General features: G+C 70.2%; 29 protein-coding genes. 12 read left to right on the forward strand and 17 right to left on the reverse strand.

What is annotated here, in order from left to right:
• The 5 genes from GE300_RS01040 to GE300_RS01060 are packed head-to-tail and all read right to left on the reverse strand — an operon-like array spanning nt 1 to nt 4,426.
• Nucleotides 1-1,197: an MFS transporter gene (locus tag GE300_RS01040; protein WP_154444027.1), complete on the reverse strand. Its 1,197-nt coding sequence runs from the start codon at nt 1,195-1,197 to the stop codon at nt 1-3.
• Nucleotides 1,194-2,456, reverse strand: a complete 1,263-nt coding sequence (locus GE300_RS01045; protein ID WP_154444029.1) for a molybdopterin-binding protein — start codon at nt 2,454-2,456, stop codon at nt 1,194-1,196. The genes GE300_RS01040 and GE300_RS01045 overlap by 4 nt, the downstream gene beginning before the upstream one ends.
• Nucleotides 2,453-2,941: a molybdopterin-guanine dinucleotide biosynthesis protein B gene (mobB, locus tag GE300_RS01050; protein WP_325063052.1), complete on the reverse strand. Its 489-nt coding sequence runs from the start codon at nt 2,939-2,941 to the stop codon at nt 2,453-2,455. Before mobB ends, GE300_RS01045 begins: the two co-directional genes overlap by 4 nt.
• The gene (gene mobA / locus GE300_RS01055) at nt 2,938-3,564 is read right to left on the reverse strand and encodes a molybdenum cofactor guanylyltransferase MobA (RefSeq protein WP_154444031.1); all 627 of its coding nucleotides are present in this window, start codon (nt 3,562-3,564) and stop codon (nt 2,938-2,940) included. Before mobA ends, mobB begins: the two co-directional genes overlap by 4 nt.
• Complete coding sequence (locus GE300_RS01060; RefSeq protein ID WP_154444033.1) at nt 3,557-4,426, reverse strand: formate dehydrogenase accessory sulfurtransferase FdhD; 870 nt, start codon at nt 4,424-4,426, stop codon at nt 3,557-3,559. The genes mobA and GE300_RS01060 overlap by 8 nt, the downstream gene beginning before the upstream one ends.
• Nucleotides 4,427-4,531: 105 nt before the next feature.
• Between GE300_RS01060 and GE300_RS01065 the strand changes: the two genes are divergently transcribed.
• Together GE300_RS01065 and GE300_RS01070 are read left to right on the forward strand one after the other, a co-directional pair.
• Nucleotides 4,532-5,251: an AzlC family ABC transporter permease gene (locus tag GE300_RS01065; protein WP_154444035.1), complete on the forward strand. Its 720-nt coding sequence runs from the start codon at nt 4,532-4,534 to the stop codon at nt 5,249-5,251.
• Entirely contained in the window at nt 5,248-5,580 is a 333-nt protein-coding gene (locus GE300_RS01070) for an AzlD domain-containing protein (protein WP_154444037.1), read from the forward strand. Before GE300_RS01065 ends, GE300_RS01070 begins: the two co-directional genes overlap by 4 nt.
• Here GE300_RS01070 and mscL read toward each other — a convergent pair.
• The 4 genes from mscL to pheT form a co-directional block, all read right to left on the reverse strand.
• Entirely contained in the window at nt 5,577-6,017 is a 441-nt protein-coding gene (mscL, locus tag GE300_RS01075; RefSeq protein WP_154444039.1) for a large conductance mechanosensitive channel protein MscL, read from the reverse strand. The two genes, GE300_RS01070 and mscL, sit on opposite strands and share 4 nt — an antisense overlap.
• Before the next feature lie 119 nt (nt 6,018-6,136).
• Entirely contained in the window at nt 6,137-6,409 is a 273-nt protein-coding gene (locus GE300_RS01080) for an usg protein (RefSeq protein ID WP_154444041.1), read from the reverse strand.
• 139 nt (nt 6,410-6,548) lie between these two features.
• Complete coding sequence (locus tag GE300_RS01085; protein WP_154444043.1) at nt 6,549-7,007, reverse strand: YtoQ family protein; 459 nt, start codon at nt 7,005-7,007, stop codon at nt 6,549-6,551.
• A 58-nt stretch (nt 7,008-7,065) separates the two neighbouring features.
• Nucleotides 7,066-9,474 (reverse strand): phenylalanine--tRNA ligase subunit beta, encoded by a 2,409-nt coding sequence (pheT, locus tag GE300_RS01090; protein WP_154444045.1) that lies wholly within the window; start codon nt 9,472-9,474, stop codon nt 7,066-7,068.
• Nucleotides 9,475-9,731: 257 nt separating this feature from the next.
• Here pheT and GE300_RS01095 point away from each other — a divergent pair, with 257 nt between their 5' ends.
• Nucleotides 9,732-9,923, forward strand: a complete 192-nt coding sequence (locus tag GE300_RS01095) for a hypothetical protein (protein ID WP_154444047.1) — start codon at nt 9,732-9,734, stop codon at nt 9,921-9,923.
• Between the two features lie 228 nt (nt 9,924-10,151).
• Here the strand turns inward: GE300_RS01095 and pheS are convergent, their stop codons facing one another.
• On the reverse strand, nt 10,152-11,210 hold the full coding sequence (gene pheS / locus GE300_RS01100; protein WP_154444761.1) for a phenylalanine--tRNA ligase subunit alpha: 1,059 nt from the start codon (nt 11,208-11,210) through the stop codon (nt 10,152-10,154).
• Between the two features lie 144 nt (nt 11,211-11,354).
• On the opposite strand from pheS, the gene GE300_RS01105 reads away from it, so the two are divergent.
• Nucleotides 11,355-12,032 carry a hypothetical protein gene (locus GE300_RS01105; RefSeq protein ID WP_154444049.1) on the forward strand — a complete coding sequence of 226 codons (678 nt, stop codon included), beginning with the start codon at nt 11,355-11,357 and terminating at the stop codon, nt 12,030-12,032.
• 46 nt (nt 12,033-12,078) lie between these two features.
• Here GE300_RS01105 and GE300_RS01110 read toward each other — a convergent pair whose 3' ends face one another.
• Nucleotides 12,079-12,375, reverse strand: coding sequence for a DUF1244 domain-containing protein (locus tag GE300_RS01110; RefSeq protein ID WP_154444051.1), 297 nt, complete (start codon nt 12,373-12,375; stop codon nt 12,079-12,081).
• Between the two features lie 61 nt (nt 12,376-12,436).
• Nucleotides 12,437-13,210 carry an N-formylglutamate amidohydrolase gene (locus tag GE300_RS01115; RefSeq protein WP_154444053.1) on the reverse strand — a complete coding sequence of 258 codons (774 nt, stop codon included), beginning with the start codon at nt 13,208-13,210 and terminating at the stop codon, nt 12,437-12,439.
• 144 nt (nt 13,211-13,354) lie between these two features.
• Here GE300_RS01115 and pyk point away from each other — a divergent pair, with 144 nt between their 5' ends.
• The 3 genes from pyk to rplT all read left to right on the forward strand — a co-directional run bounded on the left by pyk (nt 13,355) and on the right by rplT (nt 15,550).
• Entirely contained in the window at nt 13,355-14,803 is a 1,449-nt protein-coding gene (gene pyk / locus GE300_RS01120) for a pyruvate kinase (RefSeq protein ID WP_154444055.1), read from the forward strand.
• Nucleotides 14,804-14,974: 171 nt separating this feature from the next.
• Nucleotides 14,975-15,175, forward strand: coding sequence for a 50S ribosomal protein L35 (gene rpmI / locus GE300_RS01125; RefSeq protein ID WP_154444057.1), 201 nt, complete (start codon nt 14,975-14,977; stop codon nt 15,173-15,175).
• Between the two features lie 15 nt (nt 15,176-15,190).
• Entirely contained in the window at nt 15,191-15,550 is a 360-nt protein-coding gene (rplT, locus tag GE300_RS01130) for a 50S ribosomal protein L20 (RefSeq protein WP_154444059.1), read from the forward strand.
• Nucleotides 15,551-15,964: 414 nt separating this feature from the next.
• Here rplT and GE300_RS01135 read toward each other — a convergent pair whose 3' ends face one another.
• Nucleotides 15,965-16,855: a LysR family transcriptional regulator gene (locus tag GE300_RS01135; protein ID WP_154444061.1), complete on the reverse strand. Its 891-nt coding sequence runs from the start codon at nt 16,853-16,855 to the stop codon at nt 15,965-15,967.
• 95 nt (nt 16,856-16,950) lie between these two features.
• Here GE300_RS01135 and GE300_RS01140 point away from each other — a divergent pair, with 95 nt between their 5' ends.
• From GE300_RS01140 to GE300_RS01155, 4 genes are all read left to right on the forward strand, one after another.
• Entirely contained in the window at nt 16,951-17,247 is a 297-nt protein-coding gene (locus GE300_RS01140; protein WP_154444063.1) for a DUF2218 domain-containing protein, read from the forward strand.
• Nucleotides 17,248-17,350: 103 nt separating this feature from the next.
• Nucleotides 17,351-17,578 (forward strand): hypothetical protein, encoded by a 228-nt coding sequence (locus tag GE300_RS01145; protein ID WP_154444065.1) that lies wholly within the window; start codon nt 17,351-17,353, stop codon nt 17,576-17,578.
• Nucleotides 17,579-17,783: 205 nt separating this feature from the next.
• Nucleotides 17,784-18,194, forward strand: a complete 411-nt coding sequence (locus GE300_RS01150; protein WP_233416691.1) for a nuclear transport factor 2 family protein — start codon at nt 17,784-17,786, stop codon at nt 18,192-18,194.
• Between the two features lie 70 nt (nt 18,195-18,264).
• Nucleotides 18,265-19,137, forward strand: coding sequence for an NAD(P)H-binding protein (locus GE300_RS01155; RefSeq protein ID WP_154444067.1), 873 nt, complete (start codon nt 18,265-18,267; stop codon nt 19,135-19,137).
• 148 nt (nt 19,138-19,285) lie between these two features.
• On the opposite strand, the gene GE300_RS01160 is transcribed toward GE300_RS01155, so the two are convergent.
• From GE300_RS01160 to GE300_RS01175, 4 genes are all read right to left on the reverse strand, one after another.
• The gene (locus GE300_RS01160) at nt 19,286-20,140 is read right to left on the reverse strand and encodes a D-amino-acid transaminase (protein ID WP_154444069.1); all 855 of its coding nucleotides are present in this window, start codon (nt 20,138-20,140) and stop codon (nt 19,286-19,288) included.
• Between the two features lie 28 nt (nt 20,141-20,168).
• The gene (gene dgcA, locus GE300_RS01165) at nt 20,169-21,137 is read right to left on the reverse strand and encodes an N-acetyl-D-Glu racemase DgcA (RefSeq protein WP_154444071.1); all 969 of its coding nucleotides are present in this window, start codon (nt 21,135-21,137) and stop codon (nt 20,169-20,171) included.
• Complete coding sequence (gene dgcN, locus GE300_RS01170) at nt 21,134-22,129, reverse strand: N-acetyltransferase DgcN (RefSeq protein WP_154444073.1); 996 nt, start codon at nt 22,127-22,129, stop codon at nt 21,134-21,136. Before dgcN ends, dgcA begins: the two co-directional genes overlap by 4 nt.
• Nucleotides 22,130-22,217: 88 nt before the next feature.
• Complete coding sequence (locus GE300_RS01175; RefSeq protein WP_154444075.1) at nt 22,218-22,493, reverse strand: hypothetical protein; 276 nt, start codon at nt 22,491-22,493, stop codon at nt 22,218-22,220.
• A 299-nt stretch (nt 22,494-22,792) separates the two neighbouring features.
• On the opposite strand from GE300_RS01175, the gene GE300_RS01180 reads away from it, so the two are divergent.
• The gene (locus GE300_RS01180) at nt 22,793-23,779 is read left to right on the forward strand and encodes a glutathione S-transferase family protein (RefSeq protein ID WP_154444077.1); all 987 of its coding nucleotides are present in this window, start codon (nt 22,793-22,795) and stop codon (nt 23,777-23,779) included.
• The last annotated feature ends 1 nt before the right edge of the window (nt 23,780 follow it).

A 23,780-nucleotide genomic window follows, 5' to 3' on the forward strand; every position in this document is an offset into this window, starting at 1 on the left:
TCAAATGTCCAGCTCCGCGCCGCGCCAGCGGCTGCGCAGCCGCAGGATCAGCACCAGGCCCGCCGCCGACATCGCCACCGCGATGCCGTAGGTCAGCCCGCCCGCGCGCGGGTAGACCACCGCCGCCAGCCCCATGCCGACGGCGGTCATCACCCCGCCGCCCAGGCCGAGGTATGCGCCCTGCGCCGAGGCGCCGTAGCGCTCGGGCACCGCCGCCTGCACGAAGGCGATGGCGCCGAGGTGGCCGGCGACGAAGGTCAGCGAATGCATTGCCTGCAGCGGCCACAGCCAGGCGACGCCGGGATCGAACATCATCGCGCCCCAGCGCAGGATGCCGCCGATGCCCGACAGCGCCATCATCCCGATCGGCCCGATCCGCCGCAGAAGGTAGGGGGCGGCCAGCAGCATCACCGCGATCTCGACCGCGACGGAGAACGCCCACAGCGCGCCGATGGTGCCGTCGGCGATGCCCAGCGCGCGCCAGTGCACCGAGCCGTAGACGTAATAGACCGCGTGGCTGGACAGGCTCAGCGCGATGCCGAGGGTGAACAGCAGGAAGACCGGATGCGTCAGCATCCGGCCGATCTGCGGCAGCGACGGGGGCTTGTGGCCGCGCAGCGTGCCGCCGCCCGGGTGCCGCCGGCCCAGCGCCGCCGTCAGCAGCAGGCCGGCGACGATCCACCACAGCACCGCGCCCGGCCCCAACGGCGCGATCAGCGCGCCCAGCGCCAGGTTCGCCACCAGGAACGCGACCGAGCCGATGGCCCGCACCGGGCCGTAGGCAAAGCCGCCGGCGCGCGCCGCGCCCGCGCCCAGGGCCTCGCCCAGCGGCAACACGCCCGCCAGCGCCGCGCCGGTGAGCAGCGTGGCGACCAGCAGCAGCGCCCGGTCGCCGATCGCCGCGTGCGCCGCGAACACCGCCGCCGCCGCCAGGCACAGCGCCACCATCACCAGCCGGCGCCGGTCCAGCCGGTCGGCGAGCACCGGAAAGCCCAGCCCGGCGACGACCCGGGTCGCGACGCCGAGGGTCATGAACAGGCCGACCTCGCCGGCGCTCAGCCCCCAGTCCGCCAGCCAGATCGGCCAGAACGGCAAATGCGCGCCCATCACCGCGAACATCGCCGCGTAGAAGGCGGCGGTGTGCACCTGCGCGGCCCGCCGCGCCGCACGCGGCGCGCCCGGCGCTGCGACGGTCACACGCCGAATCCGGCGAAGGGCAGGTACCGCACCGGCGTGCCGGGCGCGACGTCGAGCGCGGCGTCGGGCAATTCGACCAGCCCCTCGGCCCAGCTGAGCCCCGAGATCCGCCCCGAGCCTTCCGAGGCGAAGACCTCGGCCCGGCCCTGCGCGTCGAGGCGCGCACGCAGGTATTCCCGGCGGCCCGGCTTCTTGCGCTTGGAAAAGGCCGCCGGCACGGTCAGCGCCAGTGGTGCACGCCATCCCGCGCCGGCCAGCAGCAGCAGCGCCGGGCGGGCGAAGACCAGCGCGCAGACGAAGGCGGCGACCGGGTTGCCGGGCAGCCCGAACACCGGCACCCCGTCCCAGTTCGCCAGCGCCAGCGGCCGGCCCGGCTTCATCGCGATCCGCCAGGTCTCGAGCTTGCCCGAGGCGCGCAGCACCGCCGAGACGTGGTCCTCGTCGCCCGCCGACGCGCCGCCGGTGGCGATCACGGCGTCGGCCTGCGCCGCGCCGCGCTCCAGCCGCGCGCGCACCTGCCCGGCGTCGTCGGCGGCCGCGCCCAGGTCCACCGGCACCATTCCCCAGCGGGCGAGCAGCGCCAGCAGCATCGGCCGGTTGGCGTCGAAGGTCTGGTGCGGCAGCGCCGCCGCGCCGGCCGGGCGCAACTCGTCGCCGGTGGACAGCACCGCGACCCGCAGCGGCGCGCGCACCGCCAGCGCGCCGTGTCCCAGCGCGGCGGCAAGGGCCAGATCCTGTGGCCGCAGCATGTGCCCCCCCGGCAGCGCCTGCGCGCCCGCGGCCACGTCCTCGCCGGCGCGGCGGCAGTTGGCGCCGCGCCTAAGCCCGGCGCGGAAGCGGATCGCGCCGCCCGCCGCGGTCACGTCCTCCTGCAGGATCACCGTATCCACGCCCTCGGGCAGCACCGCGCCGGTCAGCACCCGGACGGCGTGCCCCGGCGGCAGCGACCCCGCGAACGGCGCGCCCGCCGCCGCGCGCCCCTGGGCCAGCTGCAAGGTGACCTCTCCGGCGTCGGGCAGGTCGGCGTGGCGCAGGCCATAGCCGTCGACGGCGGTGTTGGCGCTGGGCGGGTTGGCGCGCGCGGCGACCAGCGGTTCCGCCAGCACGCGCCCCAGCGCGCGGTCCAGCGGCACCGTCTCGGCCCCCGTCACCGGCGCCAGCCCGTCGCGCAGCCGCGCCAGCGCGGTGTCGACCGGGGTCCAGTCGACGCCGGCCGGCAGCGCGAAGCAGTCGTTGCGCAGCTTCGGCGTTCCGCTCATTCCCCGGCATCCCGCAGGATGAAGGCGGCGATCGCCGCGACGTCGTCCGCGCCGAAAACCGGCAGCCCGGCCGGCGCGGCCGAGCCGTCGCCGGCCAGCGCCCGGATCGTCGGGTTCTGCTGCGCCAGCGGCGGCTCGGACGCGCCGCGCCAGACCTCGATCTTGCGGTGCGGGGCGGACTTGTAGCCCTCGACCAGCACCAGGTCGGCCGGTTGCATCGCGGCAAGGATGCGGGGCAGGTCCCACGCCTCGCCGCGCAGCTCGTGCAGGAAGGCGAGCCGCGCGTCCGAGGCCAGCACCACCTCGCCGGCGCCGGCCTGCCGGTGCCGGTGGGTGTCGGTGCCCGGCACCTCCAGATCGACGCCGTGGTGGGTGTGCTTGACCGTCGAGACCCGCAGGCCCCGAGCGCTGAAATGCGCCACCAGCCGCTCGACCAGCGTGGTCTTGCCCTGGTTCTTGCGTCCGGTGACCCCGTAAAGCCTCACGGCGCGGCCCCGAGGCGCTGGCGGGCGGCGTCCAGGTCCGCCGGCGTGTTGACGTTGAAGAACGGATCGCCCTCGGGGCCGTCGGCGGGGAACATCGCGCTGGCCGCGCCGTGCCGGTCGGTCCAGGCGACCACCTTGCGGGTGCCGCCGGCCAGCGCGGCGCGCAGATCGTCGCGCAGCGCGACCGGCCAGAGACCGAAGGTCGGGTGCCGGGCGATGCCGCGGTCCGGATCGGGCGTCGCCGCCAGCGCGATCGGCGTGCCCTCGGCGCGGGCGGCGGCGGTCAGCGCGGCCACCAGGTCGCGGGGAAAGAACGGCGTGTCGCCGGCAACGGTGACGATCTGCGCCAGCCCGCGCGCCGCCGCCGCGTCCAGCCCCGCCAGCACCCCGGCCAGCGGGCCGGGGCGATCCGCGACGCCGTCCGGCACCACGTCCAGACCGTATCCCGCGAACCGCGCCGGATCGCCGTTGGCGTTCAGCACCACCTCGGGCACCTGCGGTCGCAGCCGGTCCAGCACGACGCTCAGCAGCGTTCCCTGCCCCAGCGTCAGCAGGCACTTGTCGCCGCCGCCCATTCGCGTGGCCAGCCCGCCGGCCAGCACCACGCCCAGGATCTCAGCCATCGGCGGCCCCCTTGCGGCGCGCGCCGCGCGGCTCCTCGGGGGCGCGGCCGGGGTCGGCGTCGCGCTGCAGCCGCGCCTCGCCCGCGAGACACAGGAAACGCTGGCCGCGCATCCGGCCGATCAGCGTCAGGCCGATCTGACGGGCGATCTCCACCCCCCAGGCGGTGAAGCCCGAGCGGGACGCCAGCACCGGAATGCCCATCAGCGCGGTCTTGATCACCATCTCCGACGTCAGCCGCCCGGTGGTGTAAAGGATCTTGTCGCCGCCCGCCACGCCCTGCAGCCGCATCCAGCCGGCAATCTTGTCGACGGCGTTGTGACGGCCGACATCTTCCATGTAGACCAGCACCTCGGGCCCCTGGCACAGCACGGTGCCGTGGATCGCCCCCGCCGCCAGATAAAGGCTGGGCAGCGTGTTGATCCGGTGCGCCAGCGCATAGAGATCCGAGGTCCGGACCGGCGCATCCGGCAGGGTGAGGCCCTCCAGCCCCTCCATCATGTCGCCGAACACCGTGCCCACGGCGCAGCCCGAGGTGCGGGTCTTGCGCTGCAGCTTGTCCTCGTAGTCGGTGGCGCGGGCGGTGCGCACGACCACGGCCGCGACCTCGTCGTCGAAGCTGACGCCGGTGATCTCGTCGGCGTCCAGCAACATGCCCTGGTTGCGCAGATAGCCCACCGCCAGGAACTCGGGATGATCGCCGATGGTCATCGCGGTGACGATCTCCTGGCTGTTGAGATAGATCGTCAGCGGCCGTTCCTCGACAACGCGGATCTGCTGCCGCACGCCGTGCTGGTCGACGGCCTCGACCGGCCGTGTCAGGCGCGGATCGTCGGGGTCGGGCAGGATCGGTAGGTCGGGCATCGCAAGGGCCTCCTGTCGGGCGGCACGAAACCACCACGACCGGAAATTGGCAAGATCACGGAAGATGGTTTTACAATCCGCATGCGGCATCGTAGGCGAGGCCGCATGAACACCGCGCGCACGCATTTCCTGGCCGGCTTCCGGGGCGGCCTGCCGTTCCTTCTGGTCCTGATCCCGTTCTCGCTGCTGTTCGGCGTGCTGGCGGTCGAAACCGGCCTGGACCTGGGTCAGACCATGGCGATGTCGGCGCTGGTGATCGCGGGCGCGTCGCAGTTCACCGCGCTGCAGCTGATCGCCGACAACGCGCCGCTGCTGGTGGCGCTGGTCACGGCGCTGGCGGTCAACCTGCGGATGGCGATGTACTCGGCCTCGCTGGCGGCGCACCTGGGCCACGCGCCGCTGTGGCAACGGGCGCTGGTGGCCTATACCCTTGTTGACCAGACCTACGGCGCCTCGATCACCTATTTCCAGGACCGGCCGGGGCTGGGCCTGCGCGACAAGCTGGCGTTCTATTCCGGCGCGGTGCTGGCGGTGTGCCCGGCCTGGTACGTGTTCACCTTCGTCGGCGCCGTTGCGGGCACGGCGATCCCCGAGGCGCTGGCGCTGGATTTCGCGGTGCCGGTCACCTTCCTGGCGCTGGTCGCGCCGCAGCTGAAAAGCCTGGCCCACGTGACGGCGGCACTGGTCTCAGTGGTGCTGGCGCTGGCGCTGGCGTGGATGCCCTTCGGCCTCGGCCTGCTGGTCGCGGCCGGCTGCGCGATGCTGGCCGGCGCGGCGGTCGAGACCTGGGGGCCGGGGCGCCCGCGGCAGGAGGCGCGGCCATGAGCGGCGGCTGGGGCGAGCTTCAGGTCTGGGCGCTGATCGCGGCTCTGGGGCTGGGTACCTACCTGATCCGGCTGTCGTTCCTGGGGCTGATCGGCGACCGCGAACTGCCGCCGTTCGTGATGCGCTGCCTGCGCTATGTACCGGTCGCGGTGCTGCCGGGGCTGGTGGCGCCGCTGGCAGTGTGGCCGGCAGCGACCGGCGGCCAGCCCGATCCGGCGCGGCTGCTGGCGACCGGCGCGGCGCTGGCGATCGGCGCCGCGACCCGGTCGGTGCTGGGCGCCATCGTCGGCGGCATGGGCGTGCTCTATCTGGGCCTGTGGCTGCTCTAGGCGGCGCGGCCGGCCAGCAGGTCGCGGATCTCGGCCAGCAGCTGCTCCTGCGACGGCCTGTCGGGCGCGGGCGCTTCTTCGGGGCTTTCCTGCGCCTCGCGCCACGCGGCCTCCTTGACCCGGTTCACCAGCTTGACCAGCATGAACACCACGAAGGCGATGATCAGGAAATTGATCAGCGCGGTAAGGAACTTGCCGTAGTTGAAGGTCGCGGCGCCGGCCTCCTCGGCCGCGGCCAGGGTGGCGTAGTCGCCGCCGTCGAGGGTGACGAAGTAGTTGGTGAAATCCACCCCGCCCAGGATCAGGCCGATGATCGGCTGGATCAGGTCGTTGACCATCGAGGTGACGATCGCCGTGAAGGCGGCGCCGATGATGATCCCCACCGCCATGTCCATGACGTTGCCGCGGGCGATGAAATCCTTGAATTCTTTCAGCATGCCGTCTCGCTCCGATCAGATCTGCACCTGCGTGTGCCGATCGAGGCTAGTCAGCGGCGGTCACGGCGCGCAAGCGCCGCGCGGGGCTCGGGCGGAAATGGCCGCGCGCTGTTGCACGCCTAGTGCAGGGTGAGCAGTCCGTCGACCTTGCGCCACTCGCCCGGGCGCACCAGGTGCTGGTGCGAATAGCGCACCGAATGCAGCGGCCCGTCCAGCCGTTCGCGCCAGAACTCCAGAAAGGCGTTAAGCCGCGGAAATTCGGGCGCGGTATCGTATTCCTGCCAGGTGAAGGACTGCAGAAGGGTCTGGCAGTCCGGCATCCGGTAGAGGATCTCGGCCGTGGTCAGACCGTGACCCAGAAGCATCTTTTCGGTTTCGCTGGAGATCCGCATGCAAGCCCCTGTCGTTGACCCGATGCGGAAATGGTGGGTGCGGACCCTGTCACGGGCAAGTCATTTTTTTGTTTTTTGTGTGCATTATCAGCATATTGTCAGCAGCACCCGGTGAGTGCTGCCAACATTTCTGCCGTGATCAGCCGCGCGGCAGCGCGCCGGTCAGAACGTAGCGCAGCAGCGACACCACCTGTGCGGGGGTCTCGGCGACGGCCTGGGCGGCGGCGTCGACCTCCTTCAGGGCGTGGGCATGCTCGGCGCCGTGCAGGACGATCAGCGACTTGCCCAGCGCGGCGGCGTAGCCGGCGTCGAACGCCGCGTTCCACTGCCGGTACTTGTCGCCGAAACGGACCACGACCACGTCGGCATCCTCGATCCCCTTGCGGGTGCGGATGCTGTTCAGCAGCGCGCCCTTGTGGTCGTGCCAGAACTTGTCCTGCTCGTCGCCCAGGATGGCGACGCCGCAGTCGTCCGAGGCCGCGTGATCGGTCACCGGCTCCGAAAACCGCACGTCCAGCCCCGCGGCCTTGACGCCGGCGCGGATCTCGTCGCGCCAGTCGGTGTGGATCTCGCCGGACAGATAGACCTTAAGCTGCATGACCTCTCCCTTCGTTCGTCTTCCGCCCCGCGCCCCGGCCGGCGCGCGGGGGCCGTCCTCAGCCGCGCAGCGTGCCGCCGGTGGCCTTCTTCACCTGCGCCACCACCTTGTCGGCGACGGCCTCGATCTGCTTGTCGGTCAGCGTGCCCCCGGTCGGCTGCAGACGGACGGCGATGGCGACGGACTTCTTGCCCGCCCCCATCTGCGCCTCGGCCTTCTCGCCGGCGAACACGTCGAACACGCTGACCGCGTCGATCAGCTGCTTGTCCGCGCCCTTCGCCGCGCGCAGGATCGCGTCGGCGGGGGTGTCGGCGTCGACGACGAAGGCGAAGTCGCGCTCCACCGCCTGGTAGTCCGACACCCGCAGCGGCGGCCGCGACGCCTGCGCCTTGCGCGGCATCGGCACGTTGTCCAGAAACAGGCTGAAGGCCACCGCCGGCCCCTGCACGTCCAGCGCCCGAAGCACCGCGGGGTGCAGCTCGCCGAACGCCGCCAGCGGCGTCTTCGGTCCCAGCCCCAGAACGCCCGAGCGTCCCGGATGGAACCAGCCGGGCGCGGTGGCGGTGACCGTCAGCCGGTCGGGCGCGCCGATCGCCGCCAGCGCGGTCTCGGCGTCGGCGCGGGCGTCGTAGACGTCGTGCGCACGGCGCGCGCCGAACGGATCGCGCGGGCCGCTGTGCCCGACTCGCAGGCCCGCCGCCAGGCGCAGCTGGTCGTCCGGCTCGCCGCCGGTCCAGGCCGGACCGACCTCGAACAGGCCGAGGTCGGCGAAGCCGCGCGCCTGGTTCCGCGCCGCCGCGCGCAGCAGCGCGGGCAGCAGGTCGGGGCGCATGTGGCTCATCTCGGTCGAGATCGGGTTGGCCAGGGCGGTCGCCTGTGCGCCGCCGCCGAACAGCTCCGCCGCCGCGCGGTCGATGAACGAATAGGTCACGCACTCGTTCAGCCCCAGCCCGGCGAGCGTGCGCCGCACCGTGCCCTCGCGGGTCTGCATCGGCGTCAGGATCGGCTTGGCGACGCCGGGCGCACGGCCCATCGGCCTGCTTTCCAGCCGGCTCAGCGAGGCGACGCGGGCGATCTCCTCGACCAGGTCGGCCGAGCCCTGCACGTCCGGCCGCCAGCTCGGCACCCAGACCTCGATCCCGCCGTGTTCCTTCGCCACGCCGAAGCCCAGCGCGGTCAGGATCCGGATCTGCTCGTGCTCGGCGATGTTCATGCCCACCAGGCTTGAGACGCGGCCGCTGTCGAGCGGGTAGAAGCGCGCGGTCTGCGGCATCGCGCCGGCGGTGACCACGGCCGAGGCCTCGCCGCCGCACAGCTCCAGGATCATCTGCGTCGCGATCTCGATGCCGCGCGGGGTGAACTCCGGATCGATGCCGCGCTCGAAGCGGTAGCGCGCGTCCGAAGCGATGCGCAGCTTGCGCCCGGTCTGCGCGGTCAGGACCGGGTCGAAATAGGCGCCCTCGAGGAACACGTTCACGGTTTCCCCGGTGCAGCCGGTGGGCGCACCGCCGATCACGCCGCCGATCGACTCGACGCCCGAGGCGTCGGCGATCACAGTCTCGGTGCCGTCGAAGGTATAGGTCTTGTCGTCGAGCGCCTCGAGCGTCTCGCCGGCGATGGCGGTGCGCACCAGCAGGTCGCCCTCGACCTTGTCCGCGTCGAACACATGCAGCGGCCGGTTCAGGTCGTGGGTCATGTAGTTGGTGATGTCGACCAGCGCCGAGATCGGCCGCAGGCCGATGGCGCGCAGCCGGTCCTGCAGCCACGCCGGCGACGGGCCGTTGCGCACGCCGCGGATGGTGCGGCCCAGGAACAGCGGGCAGGCGCGGTCGCGGACGCTGGCGTCCAGCGTCACCTTGATCGGGCTGTCGAACGTGCCCGGCACCGAGACCTCGGGCACCGGCCTGAGCGTGCCCAGACCGCGCGCGGCCAGGTCGCGGGCGATGCCGTGCACGCCCAGCGCGTCGGGGCGGTTGGGGGTGATGGCGATCTCGATCACCGGGTCGGTCTTGCCGGCGTAGTCGACGTAGCGCGCGCCGACCACGGCGTCGGCGCCCAGCTCGATGATGCCGTCGTGCTCGTCCGAGATTTCCATCTCGCGCTCGGAAAGCATCATGCCGTGGCTTTCGACGCCGCGGATCTTGCCGACCTGGATGGTGGTGTCGATGCCCGGGATGTAGTCGCCGGGCTGCGCCACCACGACCTTGATGCCGGTGCGCGCGTTCGGCGCGCCGCAGACCACCTGCTTCTCGCCGGCGGCTGTCAGCACCCGGCACACGCGCAGCCGGTCGGCGTCCGGATGCGGCTCGGCATGCAGCACCTCGCCCACGGTGAAGGCGCCCAGCCGGGCCGAGGGGTCGACGACCTCCTCGACCTCGAGGCCCAGGTCGGTCAGCGCCTCGAGGATCTCGTCGAGGGTGGCCTCGGTCTCCAGATGGTCCTTCAGCCAGGATAGCGTGAACTTCATTTCCATGCCTTTGCGTGGATCAGCGGTCTTCGGCCTATTAGCGGCTGCCCGCCGCAAGGGAAAGGGGGCGCGCCCGTCCCCGGCCTGCCTTCCGGCCCCGGTCGCGCCACAAAGGCGCCGCGATTCCGGCGATTCTCCGCCGGTTAACCTAAAGTTTGCAGGGCTGCCCCTCGACCGGCCCGACGATCGTCACAATCACGCCCTTTTCCGGCGATGATGTGCGTTCAGGTTGAACGCGAGGGATTGCGAGGTGCAGCATGCTTGGACAGCTTAGAATATTTCGAAGGGACGACTCCGGCGCGGTCACGGTCGACTGGGTCGTGCTGACGGCCGCCATCGTCGGTCTGAACATCATTGCCATCATGAGCATGATCAAGGACGGGCTCAGGGACAACGGCGACTATATCAACGGCAAGATCGACGAGGCCCGTGCGGACATGAGCCGCTGATCCGCCCCCCAGGGGCTTGGCGTTTCGGGTTCAGCAATGCGATTGCCGGGATGGGGGTCCCGGGCAGGCATCAGGAACCGGGCCGGGTCTGGCAGTCGGGGGAAGCGAACGGCGGCGCAGCGGCGCCGACCGGCAAGCAAAGGGGCCAGGCGGCCCCGTTTTCGTTTCCGGAACCAAGCGGAACCTGTCGCGTCGGCGAAGCCGTGCGCTCGGGGCGCCGCGCGGGTCTCAGGCGAAGGTGCGCGGCACGTCCAGCGCCGCGAACCCGTAGTGCCGCAGCCAGCGCAGGTCGCTGTCGAAGAACGCCCGCAGGTCGGGCATGCCGTATTTCAGCATCGCCAGCCGGTCGATGCCCATGCCGAAGGCGAACCCCTGGTATCGCTCCGGATCGACGTTCGCGGCGGCCAGCACCTTGGGGTGCACCATGCCCGAGCCCAGCACCTCCAGCCAGTCGTCGCCCTCGCCGATCTTCAGCGCGCCGCCCTCCCAGCTGCACTGGATGTCGACCTCGGCGGACGGCTCGGTGAACGGGAAGTGCGAGGCGCGGAAGCGGGTCTTCACCTCGCGCCCGAAGAAGGCGGCGAAGAACTCCTCCAGCGTCCATTTCAGGTTCGCCATCGACACGTCGTCGCCGATGCACAGCCCCTCGACCTGGTGGAACATCGGCGTGTGGGTCTGGTCGTAGTCGGCGCGGTAGACCCTGCCCGGGGCGATGATCCGGCAGGGCACGCCGTGCTCTTCCATGTAGCGGATCTGCACCGGCGAGGTGTGGGTGCGCAGCACATGCGGCGGGCGGTTGTCGCCCGGCTCGCGGTGCATGAAGAAGGTGTCGTGCTCCTGCCGGGCGGGGTGCTCGGGCGGGATGTTCAGCGCGTCGAAATTGTACCAGTCGGTCTCGACCTGCGGGCCTTCGGCGACGGCGTAACCGAGATCGGCGAAGATCGCGATGACCTCGTCCGTGACCTGGCTGACCGGGTGCACGCTGCCCTCGGTGCGCGGGCGCGGCGGCAGGGTGACGTCGACGCGTTCGGCCTGCAGCCGCGCGGTCAGCGCGGCCTCGGCCAGCACCGCGCGGCGGGCGAGCACGGCGTCGGTCAGCTCGGTCTTGAGCGCGTTCAGCGCCGGTCCGGCGTTCTGCCGTTCCTCGGGCGACATCGCGCCCAGCGCGCGCATCTTCAGGCTGACCTCGCCCTTCTTGCCCAGCGCCGCGACGCGCACCTCCTCCAGCGCCGCCTCGTCGGCGGCCGCCTCGATGGCGTCGGTCCACTTCTGCTTCAGCTCGGCCAGCCCGTCCATGCGCGCGTCACTCCGGAATCCTGCGTTCTGGGTCGGGGGTGGCCTACCACAGACCGGCCGGAATGCAAGGCGCCCCGGATTAACCCGCGGTTAACCAGAATGCGTCACCACGGGGCGAACCACAGCGAGGCCGCGATGTTCCTCACCCCCTTCGACGCGCCCTTCGGCGATGTGCTGCCCGACACCGACCGCCGCGACACCCTGCAGGGCTTTGACGGGCGCACCGTGTTCACGCTGAGCAACGACGGGCGGACCGACAGCGTGCTCGGGTTCGAGGACGGAACCGACCTGATCGACATCAGCGCCTGGGACGCGACCTGGGCGAAGATCTCGGTCCGGCAGATCAGCCTGACCGAATACGTCGTCGACTACCTGAACGAAGAGCGGATCCGCCTCACCTTCGACATGCCCGCCGCCGCCGACATCCCCGCGGACGGCATCCTGCTGACAGCCGACGATTTCATCTTCGCCGAAGGCGTGCCCGCGCCCAGCCTGCAGCTGCGCCCCGAGGCCACCGCCGCCGAGAAGGAGGTGATCTTCGGCACCTCGCTGCCCGATGTGTTCCTGTTCGAATACGACGGCGAACGCGACACCGTGCGCCGGTTCGAGATCGGCAAGGACCGTATCGACCTGGCCGACTACGGCACCAGCTTCGGCGCCCTCGAGGTCACCGAGCGCAAGGTCGGGCGGCTGTCGATCAAGATCCCGGTGCCCGACGCCGAGCGCGACCTGCCCCCCGACTGGCTGGTGCTGATCGACATCTCGCACCAGATCACCGCCGCCGACCTGAGCGCGGACATGTTCATCTTCTGAGCCGCACGTTTTCATCTTCTGAGCCGCGCGGTGCCTCGGCGGCGCCTCAGTGTCCCTTGTCGGCCTGACCGAAGGTTTCCTGCTGTGCGGCGCTGGCCTCGGTCTGGTGCTTCTCGCGCCAGGCGTCGTAGGGCTCGCCGTAGAACGCCTCGCGGGCGGCGTCCTTGTCCATCTCGATGCCGCGCTCGTTCGCGGCTTCCTGATACCAGCGGCTCAGGCAGTTGCGGCAGAAGCCCGCCAGGTTCATCAGGTCGATGTTCTGCACGTCCGTCCGCTCCTGCAGATGCGCGCGCAGGCGGCGGAAGGCGGCGGCTTCCAGTTCCACGCGGGTCGTATCGTCCATCAAGGCCTCCGTTCGATGCTCCACAGTTAGGTGCCCGGCGGGCGGTTGTCATCGACCGCGTTCAAGCATCCCCGGCCACCGGGATCAGCCCGGCCAGCAGCCGCACCAGCCGCGCCGCCCAGGCCGCCTGCCCCGGCGCGTCGGCGATCAGGTCGTTGCGCAGCTCGATCAGGACATGCGGCAGGCCGCGCCGCGTGCCGTGCCGGTCCATGCAGTCGCCCTCCAGCCGGCCGGTGTAGGGTTCGTTGTCGCCGACCACCAGGTCGCCCTCGGCGCGCAGCCGCGCGATCAGCGGCGGCGCCAGCCGGTCGTCGTGCGCCCACAGCACGCCGACGTGCCACGGCCGCGGCGGCTTGCCGCGCAGCTTCGGCGCGAAGCTGTGGATCGACACCAGGTGCGGGGTGGTGCCGCGCGCCAGCATGGCGTCGATCCGCGCGGCGATCGCGTCGTGATAGGGGTCGTAGGCCAGCGCCCGCCGGCGCGCGACCTCGGCCGGCCCGGCATCCCGGTTCGCCGGAATGATCGAGCCATCGTAGAGCTTCATCACCAGCGTCGGGTCGTCCGCACCCCGGTTCGGATCGATCACCAGCCGCGAGAAGCGCGACATCACCGCCGGCGCGCGCAACTCCTGCGCCAGCCGCCGGGTCACCCCGGCCGCGCCCGGATCCCAGGCGATGTGCCGGGCCATGTCGGCCGCCGACAGGCCCAGATCGCCGCCGGCGCACCACGCGGGCACCGCGTTCGAGGCGTGGTCGCACAGCAGCAGCGCCGGCCCCGGCGCATCCGGGTCCAGCAGGTCGAACGGCGCGGGATCGGGCGAATTGACTGAGGTCATGCCGACCCGATACCCCGACCCCGCGACGGGGAAAAGGCCCCCGTTCGGCAAAAAACCGCACCCGTCGCCGGAATTTTTCACGGACATTCCCGGTTCCTGCCGTTATAAGCCGCGCCGAGGCCCCCCGAACGTGCAGGAAGATCGATGTTACGACGCAATCGCAACGTGAAAATCGTGGCCACTCTCGGCCCGGCATCCAGCGACTACGAGACGATCAAGGCGTTGTTCGAGGCGGGCGCCGACGTGTTCCGCCTGAACATGTCGCACGGCACGCACGACGACATCCGCAACCGTCACGAAATCCTGCGCGATCTCGAGGTCGAGTTCGAGCGCCCGATCTGCATACTTGCCGACCTGCAGGGCCCCAAGCTGCGCTGCGGCACGTTCAAGGACGGCCCGGTCATGCTCGAGGAAGGCCAGGCGTTCCGCTTCGACCTGGATGACAAGCCCGGCGACGCCAAGCGCGTGCAGCTGCCGCATCCCGAGATCTTCCAGGCGCTGAGCGAGGGGTCGACCCTGCTGGTGAACGACGGCAAGATCCGGCTGACGGTGAAGTCGGTCAGCGCCGACCACGCCGACTGCGAGGTTGCCGTGGGCGGCGAGATCTCGAACCGCAAGGGCGTGAACGTGCCCGACGTGGTGCTGCCGCTGGCGGCGCTGTCGGAAAAGGACCGCGAGGATCTGGAATTCGTCTGCGAGCTGGGCATCGACTGGCTGGCGCTGTCCTTCGTGCAGCGCGCCGCCGACGTCGACGAGGCCCGCGCCCTGGCCAATGGCCGCGCCGCGATCCTGGCGAAGATCGAGAAACCCGCTGCGGTGAAGGCCTATGCCGAGATCCTCGCCGCCTCGGACGGCATCATGGTCGCCCGCGGCGACCTTGGCGTGGAGTTGCCGGTGCAGGCGCTGCCGCCGATCCAGAAGCGCCTCGTGCGCGAGTGCCGCATGGTCGGCAAGCCGGTGATCGTCGCCACGCAGATGATGGAGAGCATGATCTCCAGCCCGGTGCCGACACGGGCCGAAGTCTCGGACGTGGCGCAGGCGATCTACGAGGGCGCCGACGCGGTGATGCTGTCGGCCGAATCCGCCGCCGGCGACTACCCGATCGAGGCGGTGCGCACGATGAGCGCCGTCGCCGAATCGGTCGAGAACGACGAGATCTACCGCCAGGTGATCGAGGCGTCGCGCACGCCGTCGAAAGCCTCGGTCGGCGAGTCGATCACCGCCGCCGCGCGCGAGGTCGCCGAGACCACCGACGTCAAGGCGATCTGCTGCTTCACCCACTCGGGCACCACCGCCTCGCTGATGAGCCGCGAGAAGCCGCGGGTGCCGATCATCGCGCTGACGCCGAAGACCGGCACCGCCCGCCGGCTGTGCCTGACCTGGGGCCTGACCTGCGTGCTGACCGCCGAGGTCGAGCGCTTCAAGATGGCCGTGGTCAGCGCCGCCCGCGCCGCCAAGGCCTACGGCTTCGGCGGCGACGAGGACTTCATCGTCGTCACCGCCGGCGTGCCGTTCAACACGCCGGGCACCACCAACATCCTGCGCGTCGCCCCGGTGGACGAGGCCAAGATCTTCGCCGGCGGCCCCGAGTAACGCCGGCCGCATCGCGCGTCGCGGCCGCCGGCGCCCCCGGCGGCCGTCCGCTTTCGGGCCAAGCCCTTGCACGGCGCGCGTTTCCCGGCTATAGCCCCGCTTCCATTGGCGCGGCCGGCCGAAAGGGCTGCCGAGTCGCGCTTCACGATCCCTTCCCGAGAGGAGACCGAAATGCCCAAGATGAAGACCAAGTCGAGCGCCAAGAAGCGCTTCAAGGTGACCGCCACCGGCCGCGTGCTGGCCGGCCAGGCCGGCAAGCGCCACGGCATGATCAAGCGCTCGACCAAGTTCATCCGCGACGCCCGCGGCACCAGAACGCTGAGCGCACCTGACGAGAAGATCGTCAAGTCGTACATGCCCTACAACCGCTGACCGGAGGCCGCATCCATGTCCCGTGTTAAAGGCGGCGCCGCCGCTCACGCCCGTCACCGCAAAGTCGTCAAGGCCGCCAAGGGTTACTACGGCGCCCGCTCGCGCAACTTCCGCACCGCCACGCAGGCGGTCGACAAGGCGCAGCAGTACGCCACCCGCGACCGCAAGAACAAGAAGCGCACGTTCCGCGCGCTGTGGATCCAGCGCATCAACGCCGGCGTCCGCGCCCATGACGAAAACCTGAACTACTCGCGGTTCATGGGCGGGCTGATCAAGGCCGGCATCGAGGTCGACCGCAAGGTGCTGGCCGATCTGGCGGTGCACGAGCCCGAGGCGTTCAACGCCATCGTCGATCAGGCCAAGGCCGCGCTCTGAACGCCGCGCCCGCGCCGCAGTGATCAGGCCCCGCCCCGCGCGGGGCTTTTTCTTGCCTGCCATCCACGAGAAAAAGCAGGGCTGTTGTGAACGCCCGGGCCCGCCTGCCTCGGACCGGTCTCGGCCACGCCATGACGTGGTCGCTTCCGGTCCCGGGAAACCGGCCGACCTTCCGGGTTTCCCCGAAGCGGGGCTGCTCCGGGATCACCGAACCGAGGTCCCTGGGCGATACCCGGAAGAACATGTCGACTGAACGCCTTCAGGGGCGACAATCGGTTCTGTCCGCGGCAAGGCATTGAAGGGCCGGACAGCCGGTTTTCGCTGCGTTTGGCGTGAACGTCCGGAACGGTCGGCACGCTCCGAATTCAAGCATGCAAGGGTCGATATCTGGTCCGGTCAAAGATCCCCTTGCCCTTATGCGCGTTCTGCCTGCCAATCGGCGATAAAGCGCACGAAGAGCAGCGTCAGGCTTTCCCGGCGAGAGGTGTCCGGCCAGACGGCGAAGAAGCCCAACGGGATCATTCGCCATTCAGGCAACAGACGCACCAGCTTGCCCGCGGCTTCGCCACGGGCGGCGAGGTGCTCGGGCAGGACCGTCGCGCCGAGGTTCTGAAGCGTGAAGTGATAGAGCGCGTCGATGCTGTCGGCCTCGAGCCGGGCCTGCCCCAGAACCCGGACCGCATTGCCATCCGGTCCGTGCAGAGTGGTATAGTCCGAGCGGTGCTTGTAGCGCAGCCAGTCCCAGTCCTCCAGTTCCGAGGGATGCTCGGGGCGTGGGCGGGTCGCGGCATAGTCCGCCCCCACCACCAGCGCGCGCTCGCTTTCGCCCAGCTTGCGCGACATCATCGAACTGTCGTCCAGCCATCCGGCGCGGATGGTCACGTCGAACCCGTCTTCCAGCAGTTCCGTGCGCCCGTCGGTGAAGGTGATCGATAGCGCGACCTGCGAGTGCCGCCGGACGAACTCCGCGATGGCCGTCGCCAGCGAGGACGAGGACATGAACGCCGGCATCGACACCCTCAGCGCACCCACAGGCTCCAGCGACAGGGCGTTGAGCTCGTTCAAGCCATTCTCCGCGCTGCGCAGCATCTCGGCCACGCGGGCGTAGAACATCCGCCCCTCGTTGGTCAGCGCAATCCTGCGCGTCGTCCGATACAGCAGCGTCACGCCAAGGAACGCCTCGAGCTCGGACACGGTCTCGCTCACCCGGGACGGCGCAAGACCGATGGCCTTTGCCGCCGCCCGGAACGACCCCTCGTCGACGACCCGCGCAAAGATCGCCATGTGGCGCAGATGCTCGATCATTATTCCGCCTGCCCGAACTATGTCTTCCGTGAACGATGGATACCCGGATCAATGCGGCGGGGATAGATGTTCCTTGCAACACGAGGAACGACACCATGAAGGCCAGCACATTCTTCGCCACGGCACACGCCGAGCGCTACCTGGGCACGCTTTGCAAGCATTTCGGGCACAAGGTTCCGGTCACACATGAATCCGGCTCCGGGCGGATCGAACTGCCGTTCGGGCAGTGTGACTTGCGCGCCGACGACGCGGGGCTGGGCCTGACCGCCCTGGCCAGCGACCGGCCCACGCTCGACAAGATCATCCAGATCATTTCCAGCCACCTCGACCGCTTCGCCTTCCGCGAAAACCCGGAGCTGACATGGATCATCACCGAGGGTGCCGAGGCCTGAACCGGGCCACCTGACACCCGCCCGAGCACTGCAAGACATGCCCAACCCGCCCCAGCCCGAAGCGCGAACCGGGCATGTCCCGACCACCCCCGAGGAGACGACAATGAACCCCGCCCAGCTTCCGGTATCGGCGGCGATCGTCGCGACCCTGCCGTTCACGGCGCTGCCTGTCGATGCCGACAACGGCGCCTTCGTTCCCGAAGCGCCGGAAAACACGCCGCTGGCGGCCGACGCGGATGTGGTCGAGCAGTATTTCGCCAGGGAACATCATCCAGCACAACGACAGTGCCGACCGCCTACTAGGACCTGTTCCGCCTCGCAGGCGGGCTGATCGTCGAACTTCGGGACGTCATCGCGCCCATGCCCGCCGCCGATGCCCCCCCACAACGAAGCCGGCAAATTCCGACCGCAACCAGCCGCCCCAACCGGATACGGGCGCCACAACGGAGCAAGACATGAACCGCAGAACGCTACTGAAAACCTCGCTGGGCGCATCGCTCGCGATCATCCTTGGACAACACGCAGGAGCACGGGAAATGGACGACCGGACACAGGCGAGCCTTGACACCGTCATGGCCTTCATGGGCGCGATGGGATCGGGCGACATGGACACCATGGGCACGCTGATGGCCGATGACATGGTCTGGCACAACGAAGGCGACGCCAGCCTGCCGTGGATCGGCGGCGCGACCGGCAAGGAGAACGTCTTCGCCTTCCTCGGCAAGTTCTCCGAGAACTTCCGGACCACCGCCTGGGAAAACACCGACGCCTTCGCCTCGGGCGACACGGTCGCCGTCTTCGGCAGGATGAACGGCATCACCATCCATTCCGGCAAGGAGGTGGGCGAATTCAGCTTTGCCCTGCGCGCCAAGGTCAAGGACGGCCAGGTGGTGCTGTGGCATTGGTTCGAGGACAGCTTTGCCGTCAGCCAGGCCTATAACGGCTGACCCGCCCCGCCTTGGCGGGGCCGCTGGAACCGGCGGCCCCGTCCATCGCAGTTCTGATCGAGGAAAGATCATGACGATACTCGCCGTGACCGGCGTCTCCGGCCAGCTCGGCCGCGAAATCGCGCGCAGACTTGTCGCCCTGCCCGACCGCGCGCCGGTCATCGGACTGGCCCGCACGCCCGGCAAGGCCGGCCATCTGGGGATCGAGGTGCGCCCGGGCGATTATGACCAGCCGGAACTGCTGCAAACCTCGCTGGCGGGCGTCGATGCGCTGGTGATCGTGTCCGGCATGGCGCCGCCGGATCACCGGATTCGGCAGCACCGCAACGTGATCGGCGCCGCCCGTGCGGCGGGTGTGCGAAAGCTGGTCTATACCAGCATCGAAGGCCCCGAGGACGGCACCCGATTTTCCCCGGTGGTCAAAAGCAACCGGCAGACCGAAGCCGACATCCGCGCCAGCGGTCTGGACTGGGCCATCGGGCGCAACGGCATCTATATCGAGCCGGATGTCGAATTCATCGACAGCTACAGGGCACGCGGCGAGATCGCCAACAGTGCCGGCAGCGGCAAATGCGGCTACACCGCGCGCTCCGAGCTGGCCCATGCCTATGCCGCGCTGTTTGCCCGCGATGATCTGAACGGCGGCACCTTCGATCTGAACGGCACGCCGATCGCGCAAGAAGAGCTGGCGGAGTATCTGAACCGCACCTTCGGGACCAGTCTGAGCTACCATGAGATGACGCCCGAAGACTTTGCCGCCGACCGCAGCGCCGAGCTGGGGGATCATATCGGCCCGATCATCGGCGGGATCTACGAGGGAATCCGCCAGGGCGCCTACGACCGTCCCGGCAACTATGCCGAAGTCACAGGCCGCCAGCACCAATCCTGGAAGGATTATTTCTCGTCGCTGGCCTTTCGACAGAAGACACGTCCGGTGGCTTAGCCGACCGATCCGCGACCGGCGACATCTGGGGCTAAGCGCAATGGCTGCACCGGGCCGGGGCCGCGCCGTCGCCGGCGATGGCGCGCAGGCTGGACCGGATGCGCGCGCTGCCGGAAATGCGCGCGCCGTCCGGGTTTTTCCGCGCGCCCTAGACGGCGGACTTCAGCGCCTCGGAGACGTAGATCTCGCGCAGCCGCCGCGCCACCGGGCCGGGCGTGCCGTCGCCGAGCGCCGTGCCGTCGATCTCGACCACCGGCTGCACGAACGACGAGGCCGAGGTGACGAACGCCTCGGCGGCGTCCTGCGCCTCGGCGATGGTGAAGGGCCGCTCCTCGATCCGCATCTGCGCCTCGCGCGCCAGGCGCAGTACCGCGGCACGGGTGATGCCATGCAGGATGCTGTGCGACAGATCCCGGGTCACGATCGCGCCGTCGCGGGTGACGATATAGGCGTTGTTCGACGTGCCCTCGGTGACGAAGCCGTCCTCGACCATCCACGCGTCGTCCTTGCCCGCCGCCTTCGCCGCCATCTTCGCCATCGACGGCGCCAGCAGCTGCACCGTCTTGATGTCGCGCCGGCCCCAGCGGATGTCGTCCAGCACGATCACCTTCAGCCCGCGCGCGGCCGCCGGCGTGTCGATCAGCGGCTTGCTCTGGGTGAACAGCACCAGGCTGGGCGCGGCGCCGTCGGGGTACAGGAAGTCCCGGTCCGCGGCGCCGCGGGTGACCTGCATGTAGACCAGCCCCTCGGTCACGCCGTTGCGCGCCAGCAGCTCGCGGTGGATCGACTCAAGTTCCTCGCGCCCCGCGGGGGCGGCCATCTCCAGCTCGGCGAGCGAGCGCTCCAGCCGCGCCATGTGACCGGCGAAATCGACCAGCCGGCCGTCCAGCACCGAGGTCACCTCGTAGACGCCGTCGGCCATCAGGAAGCCCCGGTCGAACACCGAGATCGTCGCCTCGGCCTCGGCCACGAACGCCCCGTTCACGTACACGATCCGGCTCATCCGCCTGTCCTTCTCCCCGCCTGTCCGTTCAGCCCCACAGCGCCCGCTCCGCCGGGTGCAGCCCGTCGGCGCGAAACGCCATCGCCGGCATCCGGTCCTGCGCCAGCAGCAGCGGGCCGTCCAGGTCCACCACCTCGGCGCCCTGCGCCACCAGCAGCGCCGGCGCCATCGCCAGCGAACTGCCGACCATGCAGCCGACCATCACCCGGAAGCCGGCGTCGCGCGCCGCATCGCGCAGCGCCAGCGCCTCGGTCAGCCCGCCGGTCTTGTCGAGCTTGATGTTCACCATGTCGTACTTGCCGTTCAGCGCCGGCAGCGAGGCGCGGTCGTGGCACGACTCGTCGGCGCAGACCGGCAGCGGGCGGTCGATCCCGGCCAGCGCCGCGTCCCCGTCCGCGGGCAGCGGCTGCTCGACCATCTCGACGCCCAGATCCAGGAACACCGGCCCCAGCCGGCGGTATTCCTCGGCGCTCCAGCCCTCGTTGGCGTCGACGATGATCCGCGCCGCGGGAGCGCCGGCGCGCACCGCCTCGATCCGCGCGACATCCGCGGCGCCGCCGCCCAGCTTGACCTTCAGCAGCGGCCGCTGGGCATGGCGGCCGGCCTGCTCGCGCATCGCGTCCGGCGCGCCCAGCGACAGGGTATAGGCGCTCAGCACCGGCTGCGGCGCCGGGATCCCGGCAAGCTGCCAGACCGGCTGCCCGGCGGCCTTCGCCTCCCAGTCCCACAGCGCGCAGTCGACCGCGTTGCGCGCCGCGCCGGCGGGCAGCGCCTGCTGCAGCGCGGCGCGGTCGATGTCGCCGGGAAGCGACTGGATCTGCGCGATCACGCTTTGCACCGACTCGCCGTAGCGCGGATAGGGCACGCACTCGCCCTGCCCGGAGATCCCGCCGCGGGTCACCACCACATGCACCACCTCGGCATGGGTACGCGAGCCGCGCGAGATGGTGAACACCTCGCGCAGCGCGAACCGCTCGGCGGTGGCGGTGAAGCTCATTCCAGGGCGTCCACCAGCGCGGCGGCGCCGTGGCGGTAGGGATCGACCGCCGGCATGCCGTTCTCCTTCTCCAGCCGCGCCAGGTAGGCGCGCGCCTCGTCCTCGCCCAGCCCGGCGGTGTTGACCGAGATGCCGACCACCCGCACCGCGGGGTTGACCACCCGCGCCAGGTGCAGCCCGGTTTCGCTCAGGCTCGCCAGCGACGGCAGCTGGTAGTCCGGCAGCCCGCGCATGTGGCTGCGCGTCGGCTCGTGGCACAGGATCAGCGCGTCCGGCTGGCTGCCGTGGATCAGCGCCAGCGTCACCCCCGAGAACGAGGCGTGGAACAGGCTGCCCTGCCCCTCGACCACGTCCCAGTGATCGGGCGCGTTGTCCGGAGTCAGATGCTCGATCGAGCCGGCCATGAAATCCGCCACCACCGCGTCCAGCGGCACACCGCTGCCGGTGATCAGGATCCCGGTCTGGCCGGTGGCGCGGAACGTCGCCTTCATCCCGCGCGCGCGCATCTCGCGCTCCATCGCCAGCGCGGTGTACATCTTGCCGACCGAGCAGTCGGTGCCGATCGCCAGCACCCGCTTGCCGCTGCGCTTCCTGCCGTTGGCGATCGGATAGGCTTCGGACGGCACGCGCACGTCGTGCAGCCCCCGGCCGGTGCGCTCGGCCGCGGTGACCAGGTCGGGCTCGTCGCGCAGCAGCTTGTGCAGCCCGGACGCCAGGTCGAGCCCCGCCTCCAGCGCCTCGACCAGCACCTCTTTCCAGGCCGGAGAGATCACCCCGCCGCGGTTCGCCACGCCGATCACCATCGTCCTGGCCCCGGCGGCGGCGGCCTCGGCGGGCGTCATGTCGGGCAGCTTCAGGTCGGCCTTGCAGCCGTCCATGCGCAGCTGGCCGACGCAGTGTTCGGGGCGCCAGTCGCGGATCCCCTGCGCCACCTTGGCCGCCAGCGGGTCGGGCGCGTCCCCGAGAAACAGCAGATAGGGCGTGTCGATCATCGGCGCCTCCGGGATGGTCAGGATGCGCGCAGATGAACAGTTTCGCCCCAAAATGCCAAGGCGTTAAATCGGCCGGTACCGGAAATCCTCAGAACCGCGACGGGATCAGCGCCACCGGCGCGTCGGCGCCGCGTTCGTAGTCGCGCGGCGGCTCGTCGCCGGCGACCTGACGGGTCTTGAAGGCGAAGGTGCGCAGCGCGCCGCTTTCGCCCGTCGGATAGGCCAGACCGTGGAACAGGTGGCGGCTGCCGTCGTACACGTCGACGAAGCCGCGGCGGAACCGCGGCGCGTCGGCCTTGATCGAGAATCCGCCCTGCCAGATCTCGACGACGTCGATCTCGTCACCCCCGGCCCGCAGCCGCAACCGTCGCCTGCCTTTTGCGGCAACCCCGCGCGCGCCCTCGATCGCTGAGCGAACATCGCTCGGCAAATGGCTGTCCATCGTTACGCTTCCCCAACTTCACGCGTCGGCGCGGGTGGCGCCGCCGTACCCAACTCACTCCCCGGTTCACGGTAGTACGCACCCCATGCCCTGTCGAAGATTCTTTGCGCGCGCACCGATTGTTCACGGACCGTGAACGGAGCGGATCGGCCGGACCCCGTGCATTCTGGCCGGGAAGGACCTAGCTGGTCAGAAAACGGACACCGCAACGGGAGAATCGAATGGGCCAGCTGATCGACGGAACCTGGACGAGCGAACCGGCCGCCGCGGATACGGACGGCAGCTTCCGGCGCGCGCCGTCCACCTTTCGCAACTGGATCACCGCCGACGGCGCGCCCGGCCCCTCGGGCACCGGCGGGTTCGCCGCGGAAAGCGGGCGCTACCACCTTTATGTCAGCCTGGCCTGCCCGTGGGCGCACCGCACGCTGATCTTCCGCCGGCTGAAGGGGCTGGTGCAGCATGTCGGCGTCGACGTCGTGCACCCCGATCTGCTGGATCGCGGCTGGAGCTTCGCGACCGACTTCCCCGGCGCCACCGGCGATAGCGTCAACGGCAAGGCCTGGCTGCAGGAAGTGTACCTCAAGGCGGACCCGCGGGCCACGACCCGGGTGACCGTGCCGGTGCTGTGGGACAAGCGCAGCGGCCGCATCGTCTCGAACGAAAGCGCCGAGATCATCCGCATGTTCAATTCCGCATTCGATCATCTCACCGGCAACAAAGAGGATTTCTACCCTGCCGCGCTGCGGCCCGCGATCGACAGCCTGAACGCGCGGATTTACGAAACCGTGAACAACGGCGTCTACCGCGCCGGCTTCGCGCGCTCGCAGCGGGCCTACGACGCGGCGGTGACGGCACTGTTCGACACGCTCGACTGGCTCGAGGACCGGCTGTCCCGCCAGCGCTATCTCGCCGGCGACCGGGTGACCGAGGCCGACTGGCGCCTGCTGACCACGCTGCTGCGCTTCGACGTCGTCTACCACGGCCATTTCAAGTGCGCCCGCAACCGGCTGGTCGACTTCCCGTCGCTCTGGGCCTATGCGCGCGAGCTTTACCAATGGCCGGACGTGGCCGCGACCGTGGATTTCGACCACATCCGCCGCCACTACCACTACAGCCACGAGTCGCTGAACCCGCAGCGCATCGTGCCGATCGCGCCGCGGATCGACTGGACGGCGGCGCACGACCGCGACCGGCTGGCCGCGGCCTGAT

The organism is Halovulum marinum (assembly GCF_009697225.1).
In the GTDB taxonomy this organism is placed as follows: domain Bacteria; phylum Pseudomonadota; class Alphaproteobacteria; order Rhodobacterales; family Rhodobacteraceae; genus Halovulum; species Halovulum marinum.